Here is a 24,328-nt window from a genome sequence, read left to right on the forward strand (position 1 = left end):
CTTCCCGGCCCACGTCGATGATGGGTTGGCTGCGCAGTTCCCTGCCCGCTCGCGCCGGGCTGGCGGTGATCCTGATCGCCATCCTGGCCCTGGCCAGTTCCTTGAGCGCCGGGTTGATCGCCTGGTTCAGCCAGGGCGACGCCGCCGCCATCAACACCGCCGGCTCCGTGCGCATGGAGACCTACCACCTGAGCTGGAAACTGGCGGCAGGGGCCAACGACGACATCCCGGCGATCATCGACAGCCTGCAACAACGCCTCGACAGCCCGGCCCTGCGCGCCGTGCTGGAAGATGGGCCGGAAACCTCCCTGCACAAGAGCTATCGCGACCTCATCCAGCGCTGGAACCAGACCTTGCGCCCGGCCATCGAGCGCGGCGATTCGGCGTTTTTCCAAAGCAGCGCCCCTTCTTTCGTTGAGCAACTGGACCAGTTCGTCACCCTGCTGCAACGCCAGAGCGAACACAAACAAGGCTGGCAACAGACGATCCAGGGCATGGCGCTGTTCAGCACCATGATCATCCTGCTGATCGGCCTGTATGAATTGCAGTACGGCGTGGTCACGCCCTTGCAGGAACTGGTGGACGCCACCCAGCGCTTTCGCCGTGGCGAATTCCAGGTGCGGGTCAACCATCAGTCCGAGGATGAACTGGGGCAGTTGGCGACCAGTTTCAACACCATGGCCGAGACCATCGAGCAATCCCACCGCACCCTGGAAAACCAGGTCCAGCAAAAGACCCTGAACCTGCAACAGGCCAACGCTGCCCTCGAACTGCTGTACCAGAGCAGTCGCAGCCTGGCGACGCGACAGGCCAATGCCGAAGGCCTGGATGAGCTGATCCGCCGATTCCAGCAGCGCTTGCCGGGGTTGCGCCTGACGCTGTGCCTGCAAGGGCAATTGCAGGCCCCGGCCAGGCACCTGCTGGCCCTGCATGGCGCCGCCAGCCGCCAGGTCTGCGCCAGCAGCGATTGCGCCAGTTGCCACCGGCATAACGCCGCCCGCCCGCAGGCCTTCAGCATCAGCAACCAGGGCACCGAACTGGGTGAGCTCAAGGCGCATTTCGTCGATGGCCACGCGGCGCAACCCTGGGAAACCGCATTGATCCAGGCCCTGGCCAACCTGATCGGCACGTCGCTGTCCCTCAAGCGCCAGCGCGAACAGGACCATCGCCTGCTGCTGCTCGACGAACGCACGATCATTGCCCGCGAGCTGCACGACTCCCTGGCCCAGGCCTTGTCGTACATGAAGCTGCAAGTCAGCCGCATGCAGACCCTGATGCGCCGGGGCGAACCGGTGCAAACCCTGGAGACCGTCACCGGCGAGCTGCGCGAGGGGCTGAACAATGCCTATCGGCAACTGCGTGAGCTGCTCACCACCTTCCGCCTGCAAATCCACGACGACGGCCTGGTCGAGGAACTCAAGGACACCGCCGAAGAGTTCTCCAACCGCGGGGACTTCCAGGTGCACCTGTTCGTCGACACCCTGGCCTTCGAGCTGTCGGCCAGCGAGCAGATCCACATCCTGCAGATCACCCGCGAAGCCCTGTCCAACTGCCTGCGCCACGCCCATGCCGAGAACACCTGGCTCGAATTGCGCCAGGAAGGCGAGACCGTACGCCTGTCGATCGAAGACGATGGCCGGGGCTTCAGTGGCGAGGTCGACCAGCGCGAACACCATGGCCTGAACATCATGAACGAGCGGGCCCGTAGCCTGCACGGCCAACTGCAGATTCACTCCCGTACACCCCAGGGCACCCGTATCCAGGTGCATTTCCAACCGGAATTCCTGGGCCAACCCACCGAAGGCATCGCAACATGAACGCCCCCCCTGCGTCACACCCTGCTACTGGTCGACGATCACCCGATGATGCGTCGCGGGATCCGCCAGATGCTCGAGCTCGAAGACGACTTGCAGATCGTTGGCGAAGCCAGCCACGGCGAAGAAGCCCTGAGCCTGATCGAACCGCTCAAGCCCGACCTGGTGTTGCTGGACAACAACATGCCGCAGATGAACGGCATCGAGACCCTGCGCCGGCTGCGCGCCATGCACTACACCGGCAAGGTGTTGTTGTTCACCGTGTCCGATGCCGAGGACGACATCCGCGATGCCCTGCGCCTGGACGCCAACGGTTACCTGCTCAAGGATATGGAGCCGGAGCTGCTGATCCAGTACATCCGCGACGCCCTCAACGGTGCCCTGGTGATCAGCCCCGGGCTGACCCGCGTCATGGCCCAGGCCCTGCGCTCGCCACCGCGCCAGGCCGATGTGGAACTGACCGAACGCGAACGCCAGGTGCTCAAGACCATCGCCGGCGGCTACAGCAACAAGGTCATCGGCCACAAGCTGGGCATCACCGAAGGCACGGTCAAGGTCCATGTGAAGAACCTGCTGCACAAGCTCGGCCTGCGCTCGCGGGTGGAGGCGGCGGTGTGGGCGATGGAACATTTACGCGGGGCCGGTTAGATCAACTCAACACATTTCCCCCTGTGGGAGCGAGCTTGCTCGCGATAGCGGTGGGTCAGCCTACGGCGATGTCGTCTGTGCCGTCTTCATCGCGAGCAAGCTCGCTCCCACAGGGGTTTGTGCCTTGATCGAGAGGCCCTCCCTCTTCCGAGGTAGGCCTGCGGAGGCATAGGCCGGCGGCGTATTGGGCCCTACCATGACGGCACGCGGAGGTACGCCATGCTGACCCACCCTTCCATCGTTTTACTGTTGCGTCGTCATCACCTGTTCAGCCAGTTGCCGGAGCGGGTCTTTGAAGATGTCTGCAACCTCGCCGTGCTCAAGCGCCTGGCCTGCAACAGCACACTCATGCACCAAGGCGATCCGGCCAAGCGGTTTTTCTTGCTGGTCAGCGGCCAGATCAAGCTGTTCCGGGTCACTGGCGAGGGCCAGGAGAACCTGGTGGAAATCATCCAGCCCGGGCAGACCTTCGCCGAGGCCCTGCTGTTCAGCCAGGCCCGTTGCTACCCGGTCAGCGCATCGGCGATCAAGGAGAGTGTGCTGGTGAGTATCGAAGGCACCCATTACCGCAAGGCCCTGGAGGACCAGCCCAAGGTCTGCCTGGCGATCCTGGCGAGCATGAGCATCCACCTGCACCAGCGTCTCAAGGACATCGATAACCTCACACTGGCCAGCGCCAGTCGGCGGGTCATCAACTTTTTGCTCCAGGAGCGCGACCCACGGGACGGCCAGGTGGTCCTGCAGGTTTCCAAACGCCTGGTGGCCTCCAAACTGGGGATCCAGCCGGAAACCTTTTCGCGGATTCTTCATCGTCTGGTGGACGGCGGCCTGATCGCCATGGAGCGGCGCAACATTCGCATCCTGGCCGAAGAGGCGCTGGAGGCTTACCAGCAGTAGGAGCTGTCGAGTGCAACGAGGCTGCGATCTTTCCCCAGACACTTGAGTCTCAAGCAAAAGATCGCAGGCTTCGCCAGCTCCTACAGGACCCAGCGGGAGCAAGCTCCCTCGCCACGGGATCGGTGTTTGGCTCAGGGGCTTTGATCACCCCCTATCATCGCTATCAACCGCTCGAACAACACATCCCCCTCCTCTTGCGAGCAATCGACCCCAAAACGCTTGCGCCAGCCCAACTGACTCAAAATCACATGCACATCCGCCTCCAGGTCATGCTGCTGCAAACACGCCTGCACGCACTGTAACGGGCAACCATCCAGGGCAATGATCCGTCGCCCCGACCGCGCCTTGTTGACCAGTGGCGCCACATGCCCACCCACGCCAACGATGCAGGACATCTCGGCCAGGCCGGCGCGGTCCAGGCGCAGGGCGACGGTGTTGGCCAGTTGCGCCACGTTGGAACAACCGGAACAGGAGTACACCAAGGGCAATACGCTTGGGGCTTTCATCACACTGCTGCCAACCCCTTGCCCGCCCGTTCCAGATTGCGCCATAACCACGGCGGCAAAACGTCCGGGTCGAGGCTGTCGATCAGGTTCTTCAAAGCCAGCCCCAGTTCGGTGTCGCCCTCGATCACCAACCGCCGCCGGAAGAACAGCGTATCGGGGTCCTCCTGACGGCTGGCCAGCAACAGAAACTCACGCCAGTTGCCACTGATGGTGACCTGGGCCTCGGCGCGCTCGGCGATGCGCAATCCATCCCGCGCCAGGGTCAGGTACCAGCACAACTTCAAGTCGGGCACCCGCAGGCACAACCAGCGCCCGCGTAGCACATCGAACCCGCCATCGCGCAGCGGCTCGGCCAGGCAGCGATTGAGCGCCTGCTGCAACGCCAAGCGCTGCACCACGAACGGCACCTTGCCCACCAGGGGCAGCAAGCGGTCAGCGCCCTTGAGCACCCACTTCTTCGGACTCAACACAGGCCTGCCTCCTCTACCTTCAACATGCCGGCATGGCCGTGCCAGTAACCGTTGCACCCTTCGACGAACAGCGGCGGTGCCTCGCCCTGGCGAACCTTGTCGAAGGCCGCGACCACCTCGGCCATGCCCTGGGCGCGCGGGCTCAGCCGCAGCAGGTCGGCACCGCAGGCCAGCAGCGCGTGGTAATCGGCCAGCAGGTTGGTCACCTCGCCGGACATCGTCTGGATGCCGTTGAGGGTGAACAACTGTTGGCCTTCCTGACTGCTCAACGCCAGGCCGTCGGGGTAGTTGATGCAACAGAACTGACAGTCGTCCTTGGGTCGGTTTTCGGCCCGGGCGGTAAAGCAGCGCGCCGAGTACGCCAAGGGCAGATGACCATAGGAAAAAATCTCCACTTCAGGCACCTCGCGGTCCATCTCCCGCACCTGCTCCAGCACGTCGCCGATCAGCGCCGCCGAGCACTCCACCGGTGGCACCCAACGGATCATGCCGCTGTCGAGCAATTGCCCCAGGGCGTGACCGTTGTACAAATTCAACGCCGGCCCGCCGACAAAGGGCAGCTTGCGTTCGGCCAGAAACTGCACCGCACCCATGTCGTTGGCTTCCACCAACAATTGGCCGTTGTCACACAGGCGTCGCAGCGAAGACAGCTCCGAAGCCGCCTCGATCAACGTCAGGCTCGACAACACAATCTGCGCCTGGCTACACGTTTGCAGCTCGCGCCCCAGGCCCAGCCATTGATCCAGGGAAAACGCCCGGCGCTTCGAGCACACGGTTTCCCCCAGGTAAATCACGTCCAGCGGCAAGGCCGACATCTCGGCATAGAAATTCCCCAGTTGCGCTTTGTCCCAATAAAACAGGACCGGTCCCAGGCTGAGTTTCATCTGGCCTCCTTCATTGCCATGATCGATGGTAGGCGCCCAGGGTGGTCTGGCTGCCTTCGGACAGACCAGCCAGCACCTGGCGCCATTCTTCCCGCACCCGGAACCGCTGCGGCGCGGCCTGGTGGGCATCCAGCGCGGCGCGCCAGACCCGGGTCACCTGTTCAACGTAGGCCGGGCTGCGTTGACGGCCTTCGATTTTCACCGCTTCAACGCCGATGGCGGTCAGTTCCGGCAGCAGGTCGAGGGTGTCGAGGCTGGTGGGTTCTTCCAGCGCATGGAAGCGTTTGCCACCCACCAGGAAGCGGCCCTTGCACAGGGTCGGGTAACCGGCCGGTTCTTCGGGGGTGTAGCGGTCGATCAGCACCTCGCTCAAGCGTGCGCTGAGGCCTTGGGCGTCCTCGCTCCAGCGCACCGCCTTGGCGGGCGAGCAGACGCCGCACAGGTTCGGCGATTCGCCGGTGATGTAGGAAGACAAGTGGCAACGGCCCTCGGCCATGATGCACAGGCTGCCGAAACCGAAGACTTCGATAGGCACCGGGCTGCCCGCCGCCACCTGCCGCACCTGGGCCAGGGACAGTACCCGCGGCAGCACCGCGCGACGGATGTCATAGCGCTGGGCGTAAAAAGCCAGGGCCGCGGCGTGGGTCGCCGAGCCTTGTACCGACAGGTGCAGCGCCAGTTTCGGATGGCGCTGGCTGGCGTAGCCGAGCACGCCGGGGTCGGCGGCGATCAGGGCGTCCACGCCGAAATCGGCGGCACGGTCCACGGCCCGTTGCCAGCGCTCCCAGCCCTTGGGTTGCGGGTAAGTATTGACCGCCACGTACAGTTTGCGTTGGTGCTGACGGATATGCGCGACTGCGGCGTCGAACTGTTTGTCGTCCATATTCAGCCCGGCGAAGTGCCGGGCATTGGTGTCATCGCGAAAGCCGACATAGACGGCATCGGCGCCTTGGCGCACCGCCGCTTTGAGGGCAGGCAGATTCCCTGCCGGGCAAACCAGTTGCATGGGGCATCCTCGTGAGAAAACTAAGGCCGCCGCCAGTCTAGCCAGCCCTCGGCCGGCGACCTTGACGGCAATCAATTGCCGTCAATGCATCAGGTCAGTGAATGGCAGGTACAGCACCTTGTCGTGCTTGTGCAACTGCGCCTCGCACTCCACCACCGCCAGCCCATCGGCCCAGCACGCGGCCGTCAGCATCGCCGAACTTTGCTGCGGGTGCAGCGTCACGCACAGGTGACCGTTGGCATCCGCCACCAACCTGGCGCGCAAGTACTGTCGACGCCGGTTGCGCTTGAGCCAGTCGAACCCCGCCGGCAGTTGCAACGGCACCGGCAGGACATTCCCCATGCCCTGGGCCCGAAACAGGAACGGCCGTACGACGATCAGCGCGGTAATCAACGCCGCCGACGGATTGCCCGGCAGCCCGAGCCAAGGCTTGCCTTCCACATCGCCAAAGGCCAGGGGCTTGCCCGGCTGGATCGCCAGGCGCCAGAGGTCGATGCTGCCCAAGGCTTCGATGGCTTGCTTGAGGTGGTCCTCTTCACCCACCGAAACACCGCCCGATGTGATCAGCACATCGCATTCGGCCGCGGCCAGGCGCAACGCTTGCCGACTGGCCAATAACTGGTCGGGCATGACCCCGAAGTCATGCACCTCGACGCCCCAGCCGCGCAACAGCGCGGCGAGGCTATGGCGATTGCTGTTGTAGATCTGCCCCGGCGCCAGTGGCTCGCCCGGCTCGCGCAGCTCATCGCCGCTGCTGAGCAAGCCCACTTGCAAGGGGCGATAGACGTCCACCTGAGGGACTCCGGCACCGGCGAGCAAACCCAACTCCTGGGCGCGCAGGCGCGTGCCGGCTTCAAGCAGCCGGTCTCCTCGACGCAGCTCCTCCCCTTCCTTTCGCACATGCTCACCGCCGTTGACCGACGGCAACCAGACCCGCTCGCCATCGACCTGGCAGCGCTCCTGTGGCACCACCGTGTCGGCCCCCGGTGGCAGCGGCGCACCGGTAAAAATCCGCACGACCTGCCCGTCCTGCAACGGTTCGCCCGGCTCGTCACCGGCGGCGATGCGCCCGGCCAACGCCAGGTAGCCGCCGTCAACCGGCAGGTCAGCGGCCCGCAGGGCATAGCCGTCCATCGCGCTGTTGTCCCAGGCCGGCAGATTCATCGGGCACAGGATATCGGCAGCCAACACACGCGCCAGGGCCTGGTCCAGGCCGACCCGTTGCACGGGCGGTGGCGGCGGTGCCTGGTCGAGCAAATGCCGGATCGCCTCATCCACCGGCATCAGCACGCCGCTGTCGCACACCCGACCGCTCACGAGCGCGTCTCGCATGCGGCAGGGGCGATGCCGTCCTGGGGCTTGAGGTGCGGAGTGAAATTGCACGGGCCGGTGCGACTGTCCAGTTGCCCGGCCAGGATCTGCTCCCAACCGGTCCGACAAGCCCCCGGCGAGCCTGGCAAGCAACACACCAGCACGCCATTGCTCATGCCCGCCAATGCCCGCGATTGCAGGGTGGACATGCCGATCTGCGCCAGCGACACCTGGCGGAACAGCTCGCCGAAACCGTCCACCTGCTTGTCCAGCAACGGCGCCACGGCTTGGGGGGTGTTGTCGCGCGGGGTGAAACCAGTGCCGCCGGTCATCAACACCACCTGCACCTTGGGGTCGGCGATCCATTGGGAGACCTGGGCGCGGATCTGGTAGATATCGTCCTTCACCAGCCCGCGGTCGATGAGCACGTGCCCAGCTGTTTGCAGCAGGTCCGCCAGGGTCTGGCCCGAGGTGTCGGTGTCGAAGGTTCGTGTATCGCTGATGGTAAGGACCGCGATGTTCAGCGGTTGAAAGAGGCGTTGCGTCAGATGGGCCATGATCAGCCGTCCTGTCAGAAAAGATGGCCCAGCCTGAACCGCAATCGTTGCCGGGCCTATTCCTCCTTGGAGGTACCTCCCTTGGCGTCAGGGTGCCAGGCGGCTACGCTGCCAGGCGCCATCGCGCAGGCGGTAGTCGAGGCGATCGTGCAAACGGTCGGCGCGGCCCTGCCAGAACTCCAGGCGTTCGGGCCGCAGGCAATAACCGCCCCAATGGTCGGGACGCGGCACGGGGTGATCGGCGAAGCGTTGTTCCGTCTGCGCCAGCAAGGTTTCCAGCGCGGCCCGATCTGCCAGTGGGCGACTTTGTGGCGACGCCCAGGCACCCAGGCGACTGCCTGCGGAACGGGACTCGAAATAGGCATCCGACAGCGCCGGATCGAGTTTTTCGACCGGCCCTTCGATGCGTACTTGCCGCTCCAGCCCCGGCCAGAAAAACGTCATGGCCGCCCAGGGATTCGTCGCCAGGTCCTGTCCCTTGGCGCTTTCATAGTTGCCGAAAAACGAAAAACCCTGGGCGTCGAAACCCTTGAGCAACAGCACCCGACAATGGGGCCGGCCCTGCTCGTCCACCGTCGCCAGGGCCATGCTGTTGGCTTCCACCGGCGGGCTTTCGGTCTCGCGGGCTTGTTGCATCCAGAGCCCGAACAGGATCAGGGGATCGTCCGGTGCCTGGGCTTCATCCAGGCCGTCGAGGGTGTACTGGCGGCGCATTTTGGCCAGGGAAAGGGGCATGAGGGTGATCTCCACTATGGGTTTGGGCCAGTGTGGAGTCGACTGCGTTGGCGGGCCTTGATCGTTGTCAATGCCGGTTCTTGTGGTGAGTTGTAGGGCGCTATCGCGAGCAAGCTCGCTCCCACAGGTGATCTGCTGTGTTCACAAGATCCCTGTGGGAGCGAGCTTGCTCGCGATGAAGACAACGCGGTCCAACAGATCAACGGCTACTTGAGCCCCAACCGCCGCGCCAGCTTATGCAAGTTGCTCGGATCCACTTCCAACAGCCGCGCCGCCCCCGCCCAGTTCTGCCCGCAACGCTCCAGGGCGTTGAGGATCGCCTGTCGCTGGCAACCATCGACCGCTTCGCTCAACGGCTGGATCGGTGCATCGGGCGCCTCCAGGGGTGCCTCCAGCAGTGCATGGACCGTGGCGGTATTGGCGTTGACATCCAGGTCCAGCACCTGCGGCTCCAGGGTCATGATCAGGCTGCGACTGGCACCACGACTCAGTTGCTTCAACGCGGCGCGACTGATCACGTGTTCCAGTTCCCGCACATTACCCGGCCAGCTGTACGCCAATAGCGCCTGTTCGGCCGCCGGTGACAGGCGCAAGCCGCGCAGGCCCAGTCGCGTGCGGTTCAGTTCGAGAAAGTGCCCGGCCAACATCAACACATCGTGGCCGCGCTCGCGCAACGGCGGGATCGGCACCGGGTAGACCGAAAGCCGGTGGTACAGGTCGGCGCGAAACAGCCCGTCGCGAATGCTGTCGGGCAAGTGCCGGTTGGTGGCGGCGATGATCCGCACATCGACGTGCAGCGGCTTGTCCGCCCCCAGGCGCTGGATCTCGCCGTTCTGCAGAGTGCGCAGCAACTTGGCCTGTACGCTCAACGGCAATTCACCGACCTCATCGAGAAACAGCGTGCCACCGTTGGCCGCATCGAAACGCCCGGCGCGGTCGGTGGTCGCCCCGGAGAACGCGCCTTTGACGTGGCCGAACAACTCGCTTTCGGCCAGGGACTCGGGCAACGCCGCGCAGTTGACCTGGACCAGCGGCTTGTGACCGCGCCGGGACAGGCGATGCAAGCGGCGGGCAAACAGCTCCTTGCCCACACCGGTTTCCCCCAGCAACAACACCGGCAGTTCGGAGTCGGCCAGCACATCCAGCTCGTTGAGCAGTTGCTGCAAACCTTCACTGCGCCCAAGGATCTCGCCCTCCTCGGCTGGCAAGCGCAGGTCCGTCTGGTCGCTGCGCGATGCCCGCAGGCTACGGTTTTCCTGTTCAAGTCGAGTGACCCGCACCGCCGCCTCAATCTGCAAGGTACAGCGCTTGAGTTCCTCCCGGGCGCGGCTGTCGAAGGTGCCGGCATGCAGCGCATCCAGGGTGATCGCGCCCCACAGCCGGCCTTCCACGTACAGGCTTACGCCCATGCAGTCATGCACCGGCAGCGGTTCACCAACGTGGTTGTCGAGCAAGCCGTCATAAGGGTCCGGCAAGCGACTGTCAGGCTCGAACCAGGTGGGCTCGCGCGAGGCCATGATCGCTGCCAGGCGCGGGTGCTGGGCAATCACGAAGCGCCGTCCCAGCGCCTCGTGGACCAGGCCCACGGTCGCCACGGGCCTGAGGCTGTCATCGTCCAGGCGCAGCAACCCCACGGCGCCACTGTTGAAGTATTCGCGCAGGGTCTGCACCAGGCGCTGCAATCGCACCGCATTGGGCAGCTCGACGATCAGGTCGGCGGCCAGGCTTTCACGCAGCATGGTTGTGATGACCCTCCAGGGTTCGTTTGACCCTTCGCAGTCAGGGTGACAATCACCCTGAAAAAAATTATTCGTTTATTTTCAGCCAGTTAAATCTGGCACGCCGGCTGCAAAGTCCACTCGTCTGTCCCTCCCGGGATTCAACCCAAGGAAACATGATGAGCCTCGAATTGCTGGACCAAAGCCTCGGCCAACTGGCCTGCGACATTCCCGGTGCCACCCGTACCTTCCATCATTACAACCTCGACTTCTGTTGCGGCGGGCAAAAATCCCTGCGCGAAGCCGCCCTGGTCAAAGGCCTGAACCCGCTGCTGATCGCCGACGCCCTGCGCACCCTGCAAGCCGCCGGCGAACTGGGCCATGACTGGCGCGACGAACCCCAGGCACTGTTGATTGCCCACATCCTGGAACGCTACCACGCCCGCCATCGCGACCAACTGCCGGAACTGATCCGCCTGGCCCGTCGCGTCGAGCAGGTCCATGGTGCGCGGCCCAGTTGCCCCAACGGCCTGGCCGATCACTTGCAGGACATGTATCAGGAACTCGAAGGCCACATGCTCAAGGAAGAACAGGTGCTGTTCCCGATGCTGCAACAGGGCCTGGGCGAACGGGCCTCGGCGCCGATCCAGGTGCTGCGCTACGAACACGACCAGCACGGTGAAGCCCTGGAAACCATGCTCGCCCTGACCGACCAGATCACCCCGCCCGCCGACGCCTGCAACACCTGGCGCGCCCTGTATCGCGGGCTGGTGGAGTTTCGCGACGACCTGATGCAGCACATCCACCTGGAAAACAATGTGCTGTTCGTCAATGCGATGAAGCCCACTCGCTAACCCTCAAACATTGCCCATTACGCCTGTGGGAGCAAAGCTTGCTCGCGATAGCGATGGATCAGTCAACATTGATATCGACTGACACTGCGCCATCGCGAGCAAGCTTTGCTCCCACAGGCATTCGTTGCTCTCATCCCTACTCAAAACTGCCAATAGAACATCGCCTTGGCCAGCACCACGATCAACACCATGTGCCCCAGGATACTGCGGCGCAACCAGCAGGCTCGGTTCGGCGTCAGGCGGCCGCTCTTGAGCCAGTACGCCAGCCACAAATAGTGACCGATGATGCTCAGCGCCAGCAGGATCTTCAGGCTCAGCAGCAGGCCGAAGCTGTTGCTCAGCGGCTGGCTCAATGCGCCGCGATGCTGCCAGGCCAGGGCCATGCCGGCGCCGTACAGCAACAGCACCACGCCGTGCAGGACGTGTCGCGAGCGCTTGGCGATGGCCTGGTCGGCGGCGTCCTTGACACCTTGGGCCAGGGGCCGGCGGGCGGCATGCCAGATAAAAACCTCGAAAAACAACGTGCCAATGAAGGCGATGGCCGCCAACAGGTGCGTGACCAGCAAGACGCCGTACATCATCGATCCCCTGCGCCCCCACGACTCATCCCGGATGCCCATCCACCCGGGCCTTCAGCAGCATCGGCCCGTAGCGCCAGGCGTATAGACCGAACGCCAATGTCCAGCACAGCCCCGCGAGCCACAGCCCGGCCAACGGCAACAGCAGCACCAACAGCACGCGGCTCAGGCATGCCAGGTTCAGCAGGATGAACGCCAGGGTCATGCCCGTCGGTGGCTCCAGGGCTCGCCCGGTATGGCCCAGGCTGACGCGGGCAATCATCGCCAGGATCAACCCGGCCATGGCGCCGATGGTCAGGCCGTGCACCGCCAGGCTCGGGTTCACCGGCACGCCGAAGTGCCACAGCGCCATGCCCAGGCAGGCCACCGCCAGCCAAGCGTAGGCCAGGTGCAACGACCACAGCAGCGGCACCCGCCACAAGTCCCGATCATGCCAACGCACCAGTCGAACCCCATGCCCCACCGCCAATGCAGCGAACAACAGGCCGACCCAGGCGCTAGCCACCAGTGCCGGGCCGAAGGCATACAACAACGCCACCAGCGCCGACCCCGCCAGTAACAGGCGATCGAGCCACGGCCAAGGGGCCACGCCCTCGACCCGACCGAGGCCACGCTGGGTAAAGAATGGAATCACGCGCCCGCCGATCAACCCCATCATGGCGGCCACCAGCCACAGGCCGGTGAGCACGCTCTGGCGCTGCAAGCCCTCGTTGTGCTGCACCAGGCCGTACACGGATAAACCATCAGCGCCGGCCAACAGCAGCAATACCAGGACAATCGGGTAATTGCGCTTCTGCCGCACACGCCACAACGTCAGCCCCATCAACGCGGCGACCGCCAGGGCAAACCCCAGTTCCAGCAGCGTCAGCAACGGCCAGGGTGCATCGACCAGCCAAGCCAACCGCGCGCCCAGCCACAGCAGCGCCAGCGTGGCCAAGCGCTTGCCGCTGAGCCCCGGGGTGCCGGTCCAGGTCTGCACCGCCGTCAGCAGGAACCCGGCGATGATCGCCAGGCCGAAACCGAACAACAGTTCATGGCGGTGCCAGGCCAACCAACCGCCGGCTGGCTGCCAGGCCGACAAGCGCCCGGTAAACGCGGCGAGCCAAAAGGGAATGGCCAGCAGCGCCAGCACGCAACCGGCCAGAAAGAACGGCCGAAACGCCAGGCGCCACAGCGGCGCGATGGCCATGGCCTTGCGACGGTCAAGCACTTGCATACACCACTCCTTTGCCTCGCTGAACCGTCAGCGAGGTACGACAAACCAGGGTTCGAATGATCGGCTATCGACGCTGGCAGGCCTTGTCTCAGATCAAGCCAACCAGGTGCCTCGACCAGACACTTGCAAGGGGCTTGCCGAACCGGGTCGAGCCGCTCGCCAAATACCTCTGCCCCCCCTGTGGGAGCGAGCTTGCTCGCGATGGCGGTGGCTCAGTTGCACTGATGTTGGATGTGCGGCCGTCATCGCGAGCAAGCTCGCTCCCACAAGGACTGTAGCTGAATAGGGTATTTATGACCCTTTCATGGTTGTTTTTACCCTGTCGCGCCAGGGTCATTTTTACCCTCTCCGCCCCAACGCCCCACCAATCAAAGCCTCCAGCCCTGGCCCGGCTCTTGCTCAGCCACGGCATCACCTTTCTTGCCGGGGCCATCCATGAAATCCGTCGTTCTGCCGCTTACCTGGTTCGTCATGCTCTCCTGCGTCGTGGCGCTTGCCAGCGGCCTGTCCCTGAGTCTGGTCTGACCCCGCCCCCTCTTTAGCCATTACAAGGATCCATGCCATGGTGCTCCACCGTGTCCATCACCAGATTCTGCGCAGCCATCATCTGTTCGAGCCCTTGAACGAAGAACAGCTCGACGAGTTGATGAGCAACAGCCAACTGCTGAGCATCGACAAGGGCGACCCGTTGTTCCGTCAGGGGGAGCCGGCGCAGGCGTTTTATTTCGTGATTTCCGGGGCGGTGAAAATCTACCGGCTGACCCCGGACGGCCAGGAAAAAGTCTTCGAGGTCATCGGCGAGCGCCAGACCTTCGCCGAAGCGATGATGCTGATGGACACGCCCAACTACGTCGCGTCCGCCGAAGCCGTGGGCCCGACCCAGCTGTATCGGCTGTCCAACGCCACCTACATGCGCCTGTTGCAAAGCAATAGCCGGCTGACCTTCGCCCTGCTCGGCAAGCTCTGCGTACGCCTGCACCAGCGGGTCAACGAGATTGAAACCCTGTCGCTGAAAAACGCCACCCATCGTGTGGTGCGCTACCTGCTGACGCAACTGGTGCGCCTGCAAACCGTGGACAGTCAGTTCGAACTGCCGATGGCCAAGCAACTGATCGCCGGGCACTTGTCGATCCAGCCGGAAACCTTTTCGCGGATCATCCGGCGCCTGATCGATGAAAAAATCATCACCCAGGACGGTCGCCAGATCGCCATTCTCGATCGCCTGCGCCTGGAGCAATTCGAATGAGCGCGCAGCCCACTTGCCTGTATTGCCAACTGGCCAACCCTGTCGATACCACCGAATGCCGCCAGTGCGGCATGCCGTTGCCAGCCGAGGCGGCAAGGGCCGACGAGCGCCGGCTACGGCGCTTCGGTTGGTTCTGTGGCGGGCTGACGATCTTCTGCATCGTCATGTTCTTCTGGCTGCCTCGCAGCATCGTCTGAACCCTCAATCCTGAGTCAATTGCCGGTACAACTGCGGTAGACGCAGCGGCAGTTGCTCGGGCTGGCGAATCAAGGTGTAGCCGTTGGCCCCGAACATGTACGGCAGGTAATCCCCCGCTTCGCGGTCGATGGTGATACAGAACGGTGTCAACCCTTGGCGCCGCGCCTCGAGCACCGCCTGGCGGGTGTCTTCCACGCCGTAGCGTCCCTCGTAGAGGTCCAGGTCATTGGGCTTGCCGTCACTGAGCAGCAACAACAATTTGCGCCGGCGTTTGCAGCCAGCCAACTGTTGCGTGGCCTGGCGGATCGCTGCGCCCATGCGCGTGTAGTAACCAGGCTTGAGGCCCTGGATGCGTCCGCGGGTGTGATCGTCGTAACGCTGGTTGAAAGCCTTGAGCTCATGCATGCGCACCTGCTGGCGGCGCAGGGAAGAGAACCCGTACAGAGCGAAATCATCCCCCAGCACCGACAGGGTTTCGCCGAACAGCAACAGGCTGTCGCGGATCACATCGATCACCCGGTGCTCGTCATTGAGGTGGGCATCGGTGGACATCGACAGGTCGGCCAGCAGCAGGCAGGCCAGGTCGCGACGGGTTTGGCGCTGGTCCATGAACAGCCCGCGTTCGCTGCACTGGCCATGCTGGCGCTCGACATGAAAATCCAGCCAGGCTTGCAGGTCCAGCTCCAAACCTTGGGTTTGCTGGCGCAACCACTGGCGATCGTTGCGCAAGTGTTCGAACTGGCGACGCAGGCGCTGGGCCGAGCTTCGCAGGCGTGCGGGCAACGGCAGGGGCTGGCAATCGCGGGGGTGAAGGTTTGCAGGCTGACGAAGTCGTCCTGCAGGCGTTGCTTGCGGTAATCCCATTCCGGCAACAGGATGCCTGCGCCCAACGGGATGTCGTCCACATCGGCCGGGGGCAGGTCCAGGTGCAGTTTCAAACCACCGCCCTTGCGTATGCGGGTGCGTGACAAGGTCAACTGGTCCAGGTCCTCGGCGACGCGAGCGGCGTCCGGGTCTTCGCTGTCATCGGCCCAGCGATCCAGGTCCACGTGTTCGGTCCAACTGAACAGGTTTTCCAGGCGCACGATCAGCAGCCCACCGTCACGGGTGGTGTCATCGATTCGCTCGGCGCGCTTGCGCCCACCTTGCTGTTCACCGGGTGGCGTCGCCAGGTATTGCTCGGACTCTTCGAGATTGGCGGCCTGGGGATTGGCCAGGTGTTGGGGTGGGTAGAGCCACAGCGGCAACGGCCAGGCGGCCCGCTCGCTGCGGGGAAAATGTTCGACACTGCCCGGTTCGCGCAAGGCTTGGCACAACGCCCGCTCCAGGGCGGCTTCGACCGGGTTGAGCGTGGCGGGATCGGGGCGCAGGGACAGGTGCGCGTCCACCAGCCGCCGGTAGCGAGGGCGCAGCGCCGGGTAGCGCGTCAACACCGCTTGGGTCCAGCGCTGATTGTCTCGCCCCCAGTGCATCATCGGTCCCGACTGCGCGGCCAGCAAGGCGAGCCAGCGATACAGCTCTTGGTTGAGCCCGATATCGGGGAACGCCGCCAGGCTCGCTGGCAGACGCAGGTTGTCGCCGTCGCAGCAGGCCAGGGGCACTTGCTTGCAGGTGCCGGCGATCTGCTGCAACAGGTTGCGACGCAGCAGCAGGTCGCGGTCGCTGACCGCTTCCACCCCCAGGTGAGGCGCACCGCCGGTGGCGCGGAACAGTACCTGGAGGGCGCGTTGCCGGGGAATCAGTTCGACCCGTGCTTCAGGAAAATCGGCGCTGGCCCGACGGGTGATGAAACGGTGCCAGACACTGCCGACCCATTCTTCCAGCTCGAGGGTGAATGCCATGGTTGTTCTCCTCTTAAGCCGAACCCATTGTGGCGAGGGGATTTATGTGGGAGCAAGGCTTGCTCGCGAAACAGGCGCCTTGATCTCTGGAAGACCGCATCGCCCCCATCGCGGGCAAGCCTTGCTCCCACATAAATCCCCTCACCACAAATGAGTTCGGCTTAGTCGTTGTGGCGACTCATGAAGGCACCACCGCCGCCGGTGCGCGAAGGGCCGCACGACCACGTTGACGGAAGCTGAACAGGTAGCAGAGCAACCCGGCCAGGAACCCGACGCCGCTGACCAGTCGCGCCCAGAACAGCGGCTTCAAATGGTCCATCGTCGCCATGAACGGCAAGGCACTGCCATCCGGCATCCACCGCTGCAACCACACCTGGACCACACCGGCGGCGGTGAGGAACAAGGTGATCATCACCATCGACAGGGTCATCAACCAGAAGCCCCAGATCTCCAGGCGCTGGGAGCGTTCGTCCGCCGCTTCACCCAAGCCCCGCAAGCGCGGCATGGCGTAGCTGATCAGCGTCATCACGATCATCGCGTAGGCCCCGTAGAAAGCCAGGTGACCGTGGGCCGCGGTCAGTTGCGAACCGTGGGTGTAGTAGTTGACCGGTGCCAGGGTGTGCAGGAAACCCCAGACACCCGCGCCGAAGAACGCGGTGACCGTGGTGCCCTTGGCCCACAACGTGGCGGCACGGTTCGGATGCTGCCGACGGCGGTTTTTCACCATGCTGAAGGCGAAGACCACCATCGCCAGGAACGGCAGCGGTTCCATCGCCGAGAAGATCGAGCCGACCCACAACCAGACCTCGGGCGCGCCGATCCAGAAGAAGTGGTGACCGGTGCCGATGATCCCGGTGATCAACGCCATGGCGATAATCACATAGAGCCATTTTTCTACCACTTCCCGGTCCACGCCGGTGATCTTGATCAGGACGAAGGCGAGCATCGAACCCATGATCAGTTCCCAGACGCCTTCCACCCAAAGATGCACCACCCACCACCAGTAGAACTTGTCGCGTGCGAGGTTTTCCGGGTTGTAGAAGGAGAACAGGAAGAACACCGCCAGGCCGATCAGCCCGGTCATCATCACCATGCTGACCGTGGTCTTGCGCCCCTTGAGCAGGGTCATGCCGATGTTGTAGAGGAACCCCAGGCATACCACGACGATGCCCATCTTGGTGATGGTCGGCTGTTCCAGGAACTCGCGGCCCATGGTCGGTAGCAGGTCGTTGCCGGTGAATTTCGCCAGCGTGGCATAAGGCACCGAGAGGTAACCCAGGATCGTCGCCACGCCTGCGGCGGCGAATACCCAGAACAACACGAGCGCCAGTTTCGGGCTGTGCAGTTCGCGGTCGGCCTCCTCCGGTATCAGGTAATACGCCGCGCCCATGAAGCCGAACAGCAGCCAGACGATCAGCAGGTTGGTGTGGACCATGCGGGCCACGTTGAAGGGGATCAGCGGGAACAGGAAGTCGCCGACCACGTATTGCAGGCCCATGATCAAACCGAACAGCACCTGCCCGAGGAACAGCATCAGGGCAAACACGAAATAGGGTTTGGCGACAGCCTGCGAGGCGAATTTCAGATGCGGATTAGCCATGCTCATCTCTCAGCCCTCCTTGTTTGGCGGCCAGCCATTGGTATTGATTTTCGAGCTCCACTTGAGGAACTCGGCGATGTCGTCGACCTCCTGCTCGCTCAGGTTGAATTGCGGCATGGCCCGACGTCCCGGAACGTTCAGCGGCTGCATTTTCATCCACGCCTGCAGGAACGGCTTGAAGGCCTCGTCGCCACCACGCCGGTTCACGACGTTGCCCAGCTCCGGCGCAAAATATGCGCCCTCGCCCAACAGCGTATGACAGCCGATGCAGTTGTTGCGCTCCCAGACGCCCTTGCCGCGTATCACCGACTCCGTCAATTGCGCCTGGTTGCTGCGTTCGGGAAAGGTCTGTTCCGTGTGGTAGGTCAGGGCCAGGAATATCAGGAAGAAGAAGATGCTTCCCCCGAAGTAAATATTCCTGGCCATGCCTTTGGTGAAGGTATCTGACATGGTCACTTCCTCATTGCTTGGCGTGACCATTTTAGGAACCGAGGGGGCTGAAACCGCTTGATGGCGATCAAGAATCTCCGATGGTTTTGGTAGGTTGTTCCAACACAGCCCGAAAGGCAGATGAGCTTTTGTGGCGAGGGAGCTTGCTCCCGCCGGGGCGCGAAGCGGCCCCAGGCAAGTTGATCGCGGTCAGCCTGATACACCGGGATGCCTGGCCTTGGGGCTGCTGCGCAGCCCAGCGGGAGCAAGCTCCCTCGCCACGGTTATGTGCCAGACATGAGTGTCGAGGCAATCAGCACGGCCAATAGTGCGGCCCAACTCAATATCAACCGCCGCCACAGGCGCGGCGCATGGCGCAGTTCCATGAAGCCGTCGGCGATCAGCCAGGCCTTGGTCACCGCGACCGCCAGGATGGCGATGGACACCAGTGCGCTGGCGGCGACCTGGCCCAGGGCGACGGTGCCGGTGCTCAGCACGGCCAGCGCCATCCAGCAGGTGATCAAGACACGGGAAGCCGACATGAGCATCTCCGCTCAACCGAGAATGTAGACAACCGGGAACAGCAACACCCAGACCAGATCGACCATGTGCCAATACAGCACGCCGGACTCCAACCCGCTGTGTTCCTGCGCACCATAGCGCCGACGCCGGCAACCCTCGGCCAGCCAGGCGAGGATCACCATGCCCAGCAGCACATGGAGAAAATGAAACGCGGTGAGGATCCAGTACAAGGTGAAGAACGTGTCGTGCTCCATCCCCAAGCCGTTCGCCAGCAGATGGGCATACTCAGTGAGCTTGATCGCCACATAACCGCAGGCGAGCAACAACGCCCCGCACAACAACAGCGCGGCGCGACGCGGCCGGTCCCGCCTGACTTGCTCCTGGGCCAGGGCGGCGAACAGCCCGGCGGTGATCAGGCTCAGGGTCATGGCCAGGCCCGTGGAGCGGTCCAGCAACTGCCGGCCCTCGCTGAACATCTGCGGGTGCAACGCCTGGGCGACGGTGAATGCCAGGATCAACAGCGCGAACACCGACAACTCGGCGAGGATGAAAAACCACATCGCCAGATCCCCGGGCAACCGCCGGGGCACGCCAGCGGTTTCAGCCGAAGTGGACATCGACCACATCCATCAAAGCGGCAACGGTCTGCGGGTCGTCACTCAACGGCTCGGCCAGGCAGGCCAGACAGGCTTGGCGCGGGTCCATGCCGGAGCCGATCATGCGCGCGGCGAAAATCAACAGGCGCGTTGAGGCGACTTCCTCCAGGTCATGTTGATCGAGCCGGCGCAGCGCCTGCCCCAGCCGCACCACCTGGGCCGCCAGGGCCAGGTCCACACCCGCCTCGCGGGCGACGATGCGCTCTTCATCGGCCACCGCCGGATAGCCAAAGCGCATCGCCACGAAACGCTGGCGCGTGCTGGGCTTCATACCCTTGAGCAGGTTCTGGTAACCGGGGTTGTACGACACCACCAGCATGAAGGACGGCGGCGCCTGCAGCACTTCGCCGGTGCGTTCCAGGTACAGCTGCCGACGATCATCGGCCAGCGGGTGCAGCACCACCGCCGTGTCCTGGCGCGCTTCGACCACCTCATCCAGATAGCAGATGCCGCCCTCACGCACCGCCCGGGTCAAGGGACCGTCCTGCCACCAGGTGCCCTGGGCGCCAATCAGGTGACGGCCCACCAGGTCAGCCGCGCTCAAGTCATCGTGGCAGGCGACGGTGTACAGCGGCAGTTTCAGGCGGTGAGCCATGTGCTGGACGAAACGGGTCTTGCCGCAGCCGGTGGGGCCTTTGATCAGCACCGGCATGCCGTGATGCCAGGCCTGTTCGAACAGCGCCTGCTCGTTGTCCTGGGGTTGATAAAAGGGTTCGTCGGGGTGCTGCAAAGTGTGGATAGCGTTCATGGCGAGGGCCTGATCAGACAACACGATTGCCGGCCACGCTACGGCGCCCTGCGACAACCTGGCAAGGCCGGCGGCCAGCAAACTTGATCGCCGTCAAGCGGCTCACCACCGCCCTGGGCATAGCCTTGCATCGCACCAAGAACCTGCGCGCCGAACGTCAATTACAGCGCAGCGCGGGTCATGCCTGAGGAGAAATGGAATGCTGATCAGCCACAAAAAAACGTGGGCCCTGAGGGTGACGGCGCTGTGTACAGCGCTGGTTGCTCCCTACGCCTTCGCCGACCAACCCACCACGCCGGAACCGTCCCGCGTGGTCAAGACCGAAGGCGCGCCGGACCTGAGCCAGGCCGATTTCGACTCGGCCAAGGAAATCTATTTCCAGCGCTGCGCCGGCTGCCACGGGGTCCTGCGCAAAGGCGCCACCGGCAAACCGCTGACACCCGACATCACCCAGTCCCGCGGCCAGGCCTACCTGGAGGCGCTGATCACCTACGGCTCGGCCGCCGGCATGCCGAACTGGGGCACCTCCAACGCCCTGACCAAAGACCAGATCACGGTGATGGCCAAGTTCATCCAGCACACCCCGCCGACACCGCCGGAATGGGGCATGGCCGAAACCCTAAAGACCTGGAAGGTCCTGGTCAAACCCGAAGACCGTCCGACCCGGCAGCTGAACAACCTCAATCTGCAAAACCTGTTTTCAGTCACTCTGCGCGACGATGGCAAGATCGCCTTGATCGACGGCGATACCAAGAAGATCGTCAAGCTGATCGACACCGGTTATGCGGTGCACATCTCGCGCATCTCCGCATCGGGGCGCTACCTGCTGGTGATCGGCCGCGATGCCAAGATCGACATGATCGACCTGTGGCCGAAAGAGCCGACCAAGGTGGCGGAAATCAAGGTGGGCATCGAAGCCCGCTCGGTGGAGACCTCCAAGTTCAAGGGCTACGAGGACAAGTACACCATCGCTGGTTCCTACTGGCCGCCGCAGTTCACCATCATGGACGGCGAGACCCTGGAGCCCAGGCAGATCGTCTCGACCCGGGGCATGACCGTCGACACCCAGCAATACCATCCCGAGCCACGGGTCGCGGCCATCATCGCCTCCCACGAATGGCCGGAGTTCATCGTCAACGTCAAGGAAACCGGCAAGGTGATGCTGGTCAACTACCAGGACATCAAGAACCTCACCATCACCAGCATCGACGCCGCGCCGTTCCTCCATGACGGCGGTTGGGACAGCAGCCATCGCTACTTCATGACGGCCGCCAACAACTCCAACAAGGTCGCAGTGATCGACTCCAAGGAACGCAAGCTCACCGCCCTGGTGGATGTCGGCAAGACCCCGCACCCGGGGCGCGGCGCCAACTTCAACCACCCACTCTACGGGCCGGTCTGGGCCACCAGCCACTTGGGCGACGCCGGGGTTTCCATGATCGGCACCGACCCGATCAAGCATCCGCAATACGCCTGGAAGCAGGTCGGTTCGCTCCAGGGCCAGGGTGGCGGCTCGCTGTTCATCAAGACCCACCCCGCCTCGCGCCACCTGTATGTCGACACCACCCTCAGCCCGGACGCCAAGCTCAGCCAGTCGGTGGCGGTGTTCAACATCGACAAGCTCGACGCCGGCTACACCGTGCTGCCGATCGCCGAATACGCCGGCATCGAGAAAGGCGCGCTGCGCGTGGTGCAACCGGAATACAACAAGGCCGGCGACGAGGTCTGGTTCTCGGTCTGGAGTGGTCAGGAAGACGAGTCGGCGCTGGTGGTGATCGACGACAAGACCCTCAAGGTCAAGAACGTGATCAAGGACAAGCGCCTGATCACCCCGACCGGGAAATTCAACGTCTACAACACCCAACACGACATCTATTGAGCCCCATCAATAAGAGGAAAAACCATGAAGCCTATTCTGATTGCCCTGGCCTTGACTGCCGCCTACAGCCTGCCGGCGTTGGCGCAAGACGGCCCGACGCTGTTCAAGAGCAAACCCTGCGCCGCCTGCCATTCCATCGACACCAAGGTGGTGGGCCCGGCGCTCAAGGAGGTCGCGGCGAAAAACGCTGGCGTCGCCGGGGCCCAGGACGTGCTTGCCAAGCACATCAAGGAAGGCACGCAAGGCAATTGGGGACCGATGCCGATGCCGGCCAACCCTGTGACGGAAGAGGAAGCCAAGATCCTGGCTGCGTGGGTCTTGACCCTTAAATAACCACACACCCGTGGCGAGGGAGCTTGCTCCCGCTGGGCTGCGAAGCAGCCCCTTGGGTTTGCCTGACACACTGAGTCGTCAGGTTGCTATTGGGGCTGCTGCGCAGCCCAGCGGGAGCAAGCTCCCTCGCCACAAAAAGCTATAGCCGATGTTTTGTCTTGATCAGGAGGACGTCATGGAACGACACAACACCGCAATCTCGATGACCACCCTCCTCTTCGCTTTCTCTTCCTGCGTGCTGGCCGCTCCCGACAGCCAGCGCCAGGCCCAATTGCAACATCTGCTGGACCAGGACTGTGGCGCCTGCCACGGCCTGTACCTGACCGGCGGCCTCGGTCCGCCCCTGACCCACGAAGCCCTGGCCGGAAAATCCCGCGACAGCCTCATCGCCACCGTCACCCTCGGACGGCCCGGCAGCGCCATGCCCGGTTGGGCAGCGTTGCTTGCGCCCGACGACATTCGCTGGCTGGTGGACCGGCTCCTTCAAGGAAAACCCGCCTCATGATCCGTTCCTTCCTGTCCTCCACCGCCATCGCCCTGCTGCTCTGCGGTTGCGCCCAGACACCGTTGCGCGGTACCGGCGATTTGGGCGTGGTGGTGGAGCGCGCCAGCGGCAGCCTGCAAATCATCGAAAGCGACACCCGCACCGCCCTGGGCCGCGTCGAAGGCCTGGGCGACTTGTCCCACGCCTCGGTGGTGTTTTCCCGCGACCAGCGCTACGCCTATGTCTTCGGCCGTGATGGCGGCCTGAGCAAGGTCGACCTGCTGAGTGCGCGCGTCGAACGCCGGATCATCCAGGGCGGCAACAGCATCGGCGGCGCGATCAGCCAGGACGGCAAACTGATCGCCGTTTCCAACTACGAGCCCGGCGGCGTCAAGGTGTTCGATGCCCGGACCCTGGAACAGATCGCCGACATCCCGGCCACGCCGTTGCCGGGCGGCCAAAAGCGCTCACGGGTGGTGGGCTTGGTGGATGCGCCGGGACAACGCTTCGTGTTCAGTCTGTTCGACACCGGCGAAATCTGGAGCGCCGATTTCAGCCTGGGCCTCACCCCGCGCATCGAGCGTTTCACCGCCATTGGCCAGCAACCCTACGACGCCCTGATCACCCCGGACGGGCGTTATTACATGGCCGGACTGTTCGGTGAAGACGGCATGGCCCAACTCGATCTCTGGCACCCGGAACGCGGGGTGAAACGGGTACTGGGGCATTACGGGCGCGGCCAGGAGCGGCTCCCGGTGTACAAGATGCCGCACCTGGAAGGCTGGGCCATCGCCGACCGGCAAGCCTTCGTGCCCGCCGTCGGGCATCACCAAGTGTTGGTGATGAACGCCCAGGACTGGCAACAGACCGACGCCATCGCCGTGGCCGGTCAACCGGTGTTCGTCACAGCGCGACCGGATGGCCGACAGTTGTGGGTCAACTTCGCCTACCCGGACAACGACCGCGTCCAGGTCATCGACACCCAGACCCACGCCATCGTTGCCGACCTGCGGCCGGGTCCGGCAGTGCTGCACATGGAGTTCACCGCCCGAGGCGACCAACTGTGGCTGTCCGCCCGGGATGGCGGTCAGGTGCAGGTCTGGGACCCTTATCGCCTCGAACGCCTGGGCAGCTTGCCGGCCCTGAGCCCCAGCGGCATTTTCTTCAGCAGCCGCGCCCACAAGCCGGGGTACTGACC

General features: G+C 63.8%; 25 protein-coding genes and 1 pseudogene. 10 read left to right on the forward strand and 16 right to left on the reverse strand.

All coding sequences use genetic code 11. The annotated features are described in order from the left end of the window. Nucleotides 1–17: 17 nt before the first annotated feature. The 3 genes from ACZ5M5_RS17020 to ACZ5M5_RS17030 all read left to right on the forward strand — a co-directional run bounded on the left by ACZ5M5_RS17020 (nucleotide 18) and on the right by ACZ5M5_RS17030 (nucleotide 3,359). Complete coding sequence (locus tag ACZ5M5_RS17020; RefSeq protein ID WP_464737662.1) at nucleotides 18–1,817, forward strand: HAMP domain-containing protein; 1,800 nt, start codon at nucleotides 18–20, stop codon at nucleotides 1,815–1,817. Between the two features lie 9 nt (nucleotides 1,818–1,826). Continuing rightward, on the forward strand, nucleotides 1,827–2,462 hold the full coding sequence (narL, locus tag ACZ5M5_RS17025) for a two-component system response regulator NarL (RefSeq protein ID WP_464739409.1): 636 nt from the start codon (nucleotides 1,827–1,829) through the stop codon (nucleotides 2,460–2,462). A gap of 219 nt (nucleotides 2,463–2,681) precedes the next feature. Then, nucleotides 2,682–3,359, forward strand: a complete 678-nt coding sequence (locus tag ACZ5M5_RS17030) for a Crp/Fnr family transcriptional regulator (RefSeq protein WP_060742093.1) — start codon at nucleotides 2,682–2,684, stop codon at nucleotides 3,357–3,359. A gap of 131 nt (nucleotides 3,360–3,490) precedes the next feature. On the opposite strand, the gene ACZ5M5_RS17035 is transcribed toward ACZ5M5_RS17030, so the two are convergent. The 8 genes from ACZ5M5_RS17035 to norR form a co-directional block, all read right to left on the reverse strand. After that, nucleotides 3,491–3,865, reverse strand: coding sequence for a putative zinc-binding protein (locus ACZ5M5_RS17035; RefSeq protein WP_060742092.1), 375 nt, complete (start codon nucleotides 3,863–3,865; stop codon nucleotides 3,491–3,493). Further along, nucleotides 3,865–4,335 carry a ubiquinone anaerobic biosynthesis accessory factor UbiT gene (gene ubiT / locus ACZ5M5_RS17040; protein WP_060742091.1) on the reverse strand — a complete coding sequence of 157 codons (471 nt, stop codon included), beginning with the start codon at nucleotides 4,333–4,335 and terminating at the stop codon, nucleotides 3,865–3,867. The genes ACZ5M5_RS17035 and ubiT overlap by 1 nt, the downstream gene beginning before the upstream one ends. After that, entirely contained in the window at nucleotides 4,329–5,219 is an 891-nt protein-coding gene (locus ACZ5M5_RS17045) for a U32 family peptidase (protein ID WP_464737663.1), read from the reverse strand. The genes ubiT and ACZ5M5_RS17045 overlap by 7 nt, the downstream gene beginning before the upstream one ends. 10 nt (nucleotides 5,220–5,229) lie before the next feature. Next, nucleotides 5,230–6,225: a ubiquinone anaerobic biosynthesis protein UbiU gene (gene ubiU / locus ACZ5M5_RS17050; protein WP_060742089.1), complete on the reverse strand. Its 996-nt coding sequence runs from the start codon at nucleotides 6,223–6,225 to the stop codon at nucleotides 5,230–5,232. 81 nt (nucleotides 6,226–6,306) lie between these two features. Then, entirely contained in the window at nucleotides 6,307–7,542 is a 1,236-nt protein-coding gene (locus ACZ5M5_RS17055; RefSeq protein WP_060743199.1) for a molybdopterin molybdotransferase MoeA, read from the reverse strand. Beyond that, complete coding sequence (gene moaB, locus ACZ5M5_RS17060; RefSeq protein ID WP_060742088.1) at nucleotides 7,539–8,093, reverse strand: molybdenum cofactor biosynthesis protein B; 555 nt, start codon at nucleotides 8,091–8,093, stop codon at nucleotides 7,539–7,541. Before moaB ends, ACZ5M5_RS17055 begins: the two co-directional genes overlap by 4 nt. Nucleotides 8,094–8,180: 87 nt before the next feature. Then, nucleotides 8,181–8,828 carry a pyridoxamine 5'-phosphate oxidase gene (gene pdxH, locus ACZ5M5_RS17065; protein WP_060742087.1) on the reverse strand — a complete coding sequence of 216 codons (648 nt, stop codon included), beginning with the start codon at nucleotides 8,826–8,828 and terminating at the stop codon, nucleotides 8,181–8,183. A 206-nt stretch (nucleotides 8,829–9,034) separates the two neighbouring features. Next, nucleotides 9,035–10,567, reverse strand: a complete 1,533-nt coding sequence (gene norR / locus ACZ5M5_RS17070; RefSeq protein ID WP_060742086.1) for a nitric oxide reductase transcriptional regulator NorR — start codon at nucleotides 10,565–10,567, stop codon at nucleotides 9,035–9,037. A gap of 158 nt (nucleotides 10,568–10,725) precedes the next feature. Here norR and ytfE point away from each other — a divergent pair, with 158 nt between their 5' ends. After that, nucleotides 10,726–11,400: an iron-sulfur cluster repair protein YtfE gene (ytfE, locus tag ACZ5M5_RS17075; RefSeq protein ID WP_060742085.1), complete on the forward strand. Its 675-nt coding sequence runs from the start codon at nucleotides 10,726–10,728 to the stop codon at nucleotides 11,398–11,400. 140 nt (nucleotides 11,401–11,540) lie between these two features. Here the strand turns inward: ytfE and ACZ5M5_RS17080 are convergent, their stop codons facing one another. Next, complete coding sequence (locus tag ACZ5M5_RS17080) at nucleotides 11,541–11,978, reverse strand: hypothetical protein (protein WP_170866790.1); 438 nt, start codon at nucleotides 11,976–11,978, stop codon at nucleotides 11,541–11,543. Nucleotides 11,979–12,003: 25 nt separating this feature from the next. Continuing rightward, complete coding sequence (locus ACZ5M5_RS17085) at nucleotides 12,004–13,194, reverse strand: NnrS family protein (RefSeq protein ID WP_464737664.1); 1,191 nt, start codon at nucleotides 13,192–13,194, stop codon at nucleotides 12,004–12,006. A 562-nt stretch (nucleotides 13,195–13,756) separates the two neighbouring features. Here ACZ5M5_RS17085 and ACZ5M5_RS17090 point away from each other — a divergent pair. Together ACZ5M5_RS17090 and ACZ5M5_RS17095 are read left to right on the forward strand one after the other, a co-directional pair. Next, nucleotides 13,757–14,440, forward strand: a complete 684-nt coding sequence (locus ACZ5M5_RS17090) for a Crp/Fnr family transcriptional regulator (RefSeq protein ID WP_060742081.1) — start codon at nucleotides 13,757–13,759, stop codon at nucleotides 14,438–14,440. Beyond that, complete coding sequence (locus ACZ5M5_RS17095) at nucleotides 14,437–14,637, forward strand: hypothetical protein (RefSeq protein WP_060742080.1); 201 nt, start codon at nucleotides 14,437–14,439, stop codon at nucleotides 14,635–14,637. Before ACZ5M5_RS17090 ends, ACZ5M5_RS17095 begins: the two co-directional genes overlap by 4 nt. 4 nt (nucleotides 14,638–14,641) lie before the next feature. Here the strand turns inward: ACZ5M5_RS17095 and ACZ5M5_RS17100 are convergent. The 6 genes and pseudogenes from ACZ5M5_RS17100 to ACZ5M5_RS17125 form a co-directional block, all read right to left on the reverse strand. Continuing rightward, nucleotides 14,642–16,479 (reverse strand): annotated as a pseudogene (locus tag ACZ5M5_RS17100) (nitric oxide reductase activation protein NorD). A gap of 178 nt (nucleotides 16,480–16,657) precedes the next feature. After that, nucleotides 16,658–18,085: a cbb3-type cytochrome c oxidase subunit I gene (locus ACZ5M5_RS17105; RefSeq protein ID WP_060742078.1), complete on the reverse strand. Its 1,428-nt coding sequence runs from the start codon at nucleotides 18,083–18,085 to the stop codon at nucleotides 16,658–16,660. A 3-nt stretch (nucleotides 18,086–18,088) separates the two neighbouring features. After that, nucleotides 18,089–18,529 (reverse strand): c-type cytochrome, encoded by a 441-nt coding sequence (locus tag ACZ5M5_RS17110; protein ID WP_003202495.1) that lies wholly within the window; start codon nucleotides 18,527–18,529, stop codon nucleotides 18,089–18,091. Nucleotides 18,530–18,792: 263 nt separating this feature from the next. Continuing rightward, on the reverse strand, nucleotides 18,793–19,050 hold the full coding sequence (locus tag ACZ5M5_RS17115) for a cytochrome C oxidase subunit IV family protein (protein WP_060742077.1): 258 nt from the start codon (nucleotides 19,048–19,050) through the stop codon (nucleotides 18,793–18,795). Between the two features lie 12 nt (nucleotides 19,051–19,062). Continuing rightward, nucleotides 19,063–19,647, reverse strand: a complete 585-nt coding sequence (locus tag ACZ5M5_RS17120) for a cytochrome c oxidase subunit 3 family protein (protein WP_103309368.1) — start codon at nucleotides 19,645–19,647, stop codon at nucleotides 19,063–19,065. Further along, nucleotides 19,631–20,434: a CbbQ/NirQ/NorQ/GpvN family protein gene (locus tag ACZ5M5_RS17125; protein ID WP_018613485.1), complete on the reverse strand. Its 804-nt coding sequence runs from the start codon at nucleotides 20,432–20,434 to the stop codon at nucleotides 19,631–19,633. The genes ACZ5M5_RS17120 and ACZ5M5_RS17125 overlap by 17 nt, the downstream gene beginning before the upstream one ends. Before the next feature lie 199 nt (nucleotides 20,435–20,633). Between ACZ5M5_RS17125 and nirS the strand changes: the two genes are divergently transcribed. From nirS to ACZ5M5_RS17145, 4 genes are all read left to right on the forward strand, one after another. Then, nucleotides 20,634–22,313: a nitrite reductase gene (gene nirS / locus ACZ5M5_RS17130; protein ID WP_103309370.1), complete on the forward strand. Its 1,680-nt coding sequence runs from the start codon at nucleotides 20,634–20,636 to the stop codon at nucleotides 22,311–22,313. 24 nt (nucleotides 22,314–22,337) lie between these two features. Next, nucleotides 22,338–22,646, forward strand: a complete 309-nt coding sequence (locus ACZ5M5_RS17135; RefSeq protein WP_053119574.1) for a c-type cytochrome — start codon at nucleotides 22,338–22,340, stop codon at nucleotides 22,644–22,646. 202 nt (nucleotides 22,647–22,848) lie between these two features. Further along, complete coding sequence (locus ACZ5M5_RS17140) at nucleotides 22,849–23,151, forward strand: c-type cytochrome (RefSeq protein WP_237140833.1); 303 nt, start codon at nucleotides 22,849–22,851, stop codon at nucleotides 23,149–23,151. Beyond that, on the forward strand, nucleotides 23,148–24,326 hold the full coding sequence (locus ACZ5M5_RS17145; RefSeq protein ID WP_464737665.1) for a cytochrome D1 domain-containing protein: 1,179 nt from the start codon (nucleotides 23,148–23,150) through the stop codon (nucleotides 24,324–24,326). Before ACZ5M5_RS17140 ends, ACZ5M5_RS17145 begins: the two co-directional genes overlap by 4 nt. Nucleotides 24,327–24,328 lie beyond the last annotated feature (2 nt).

The organism is Pseudomonas sp. Van50, from assembly GCF_055390755.1.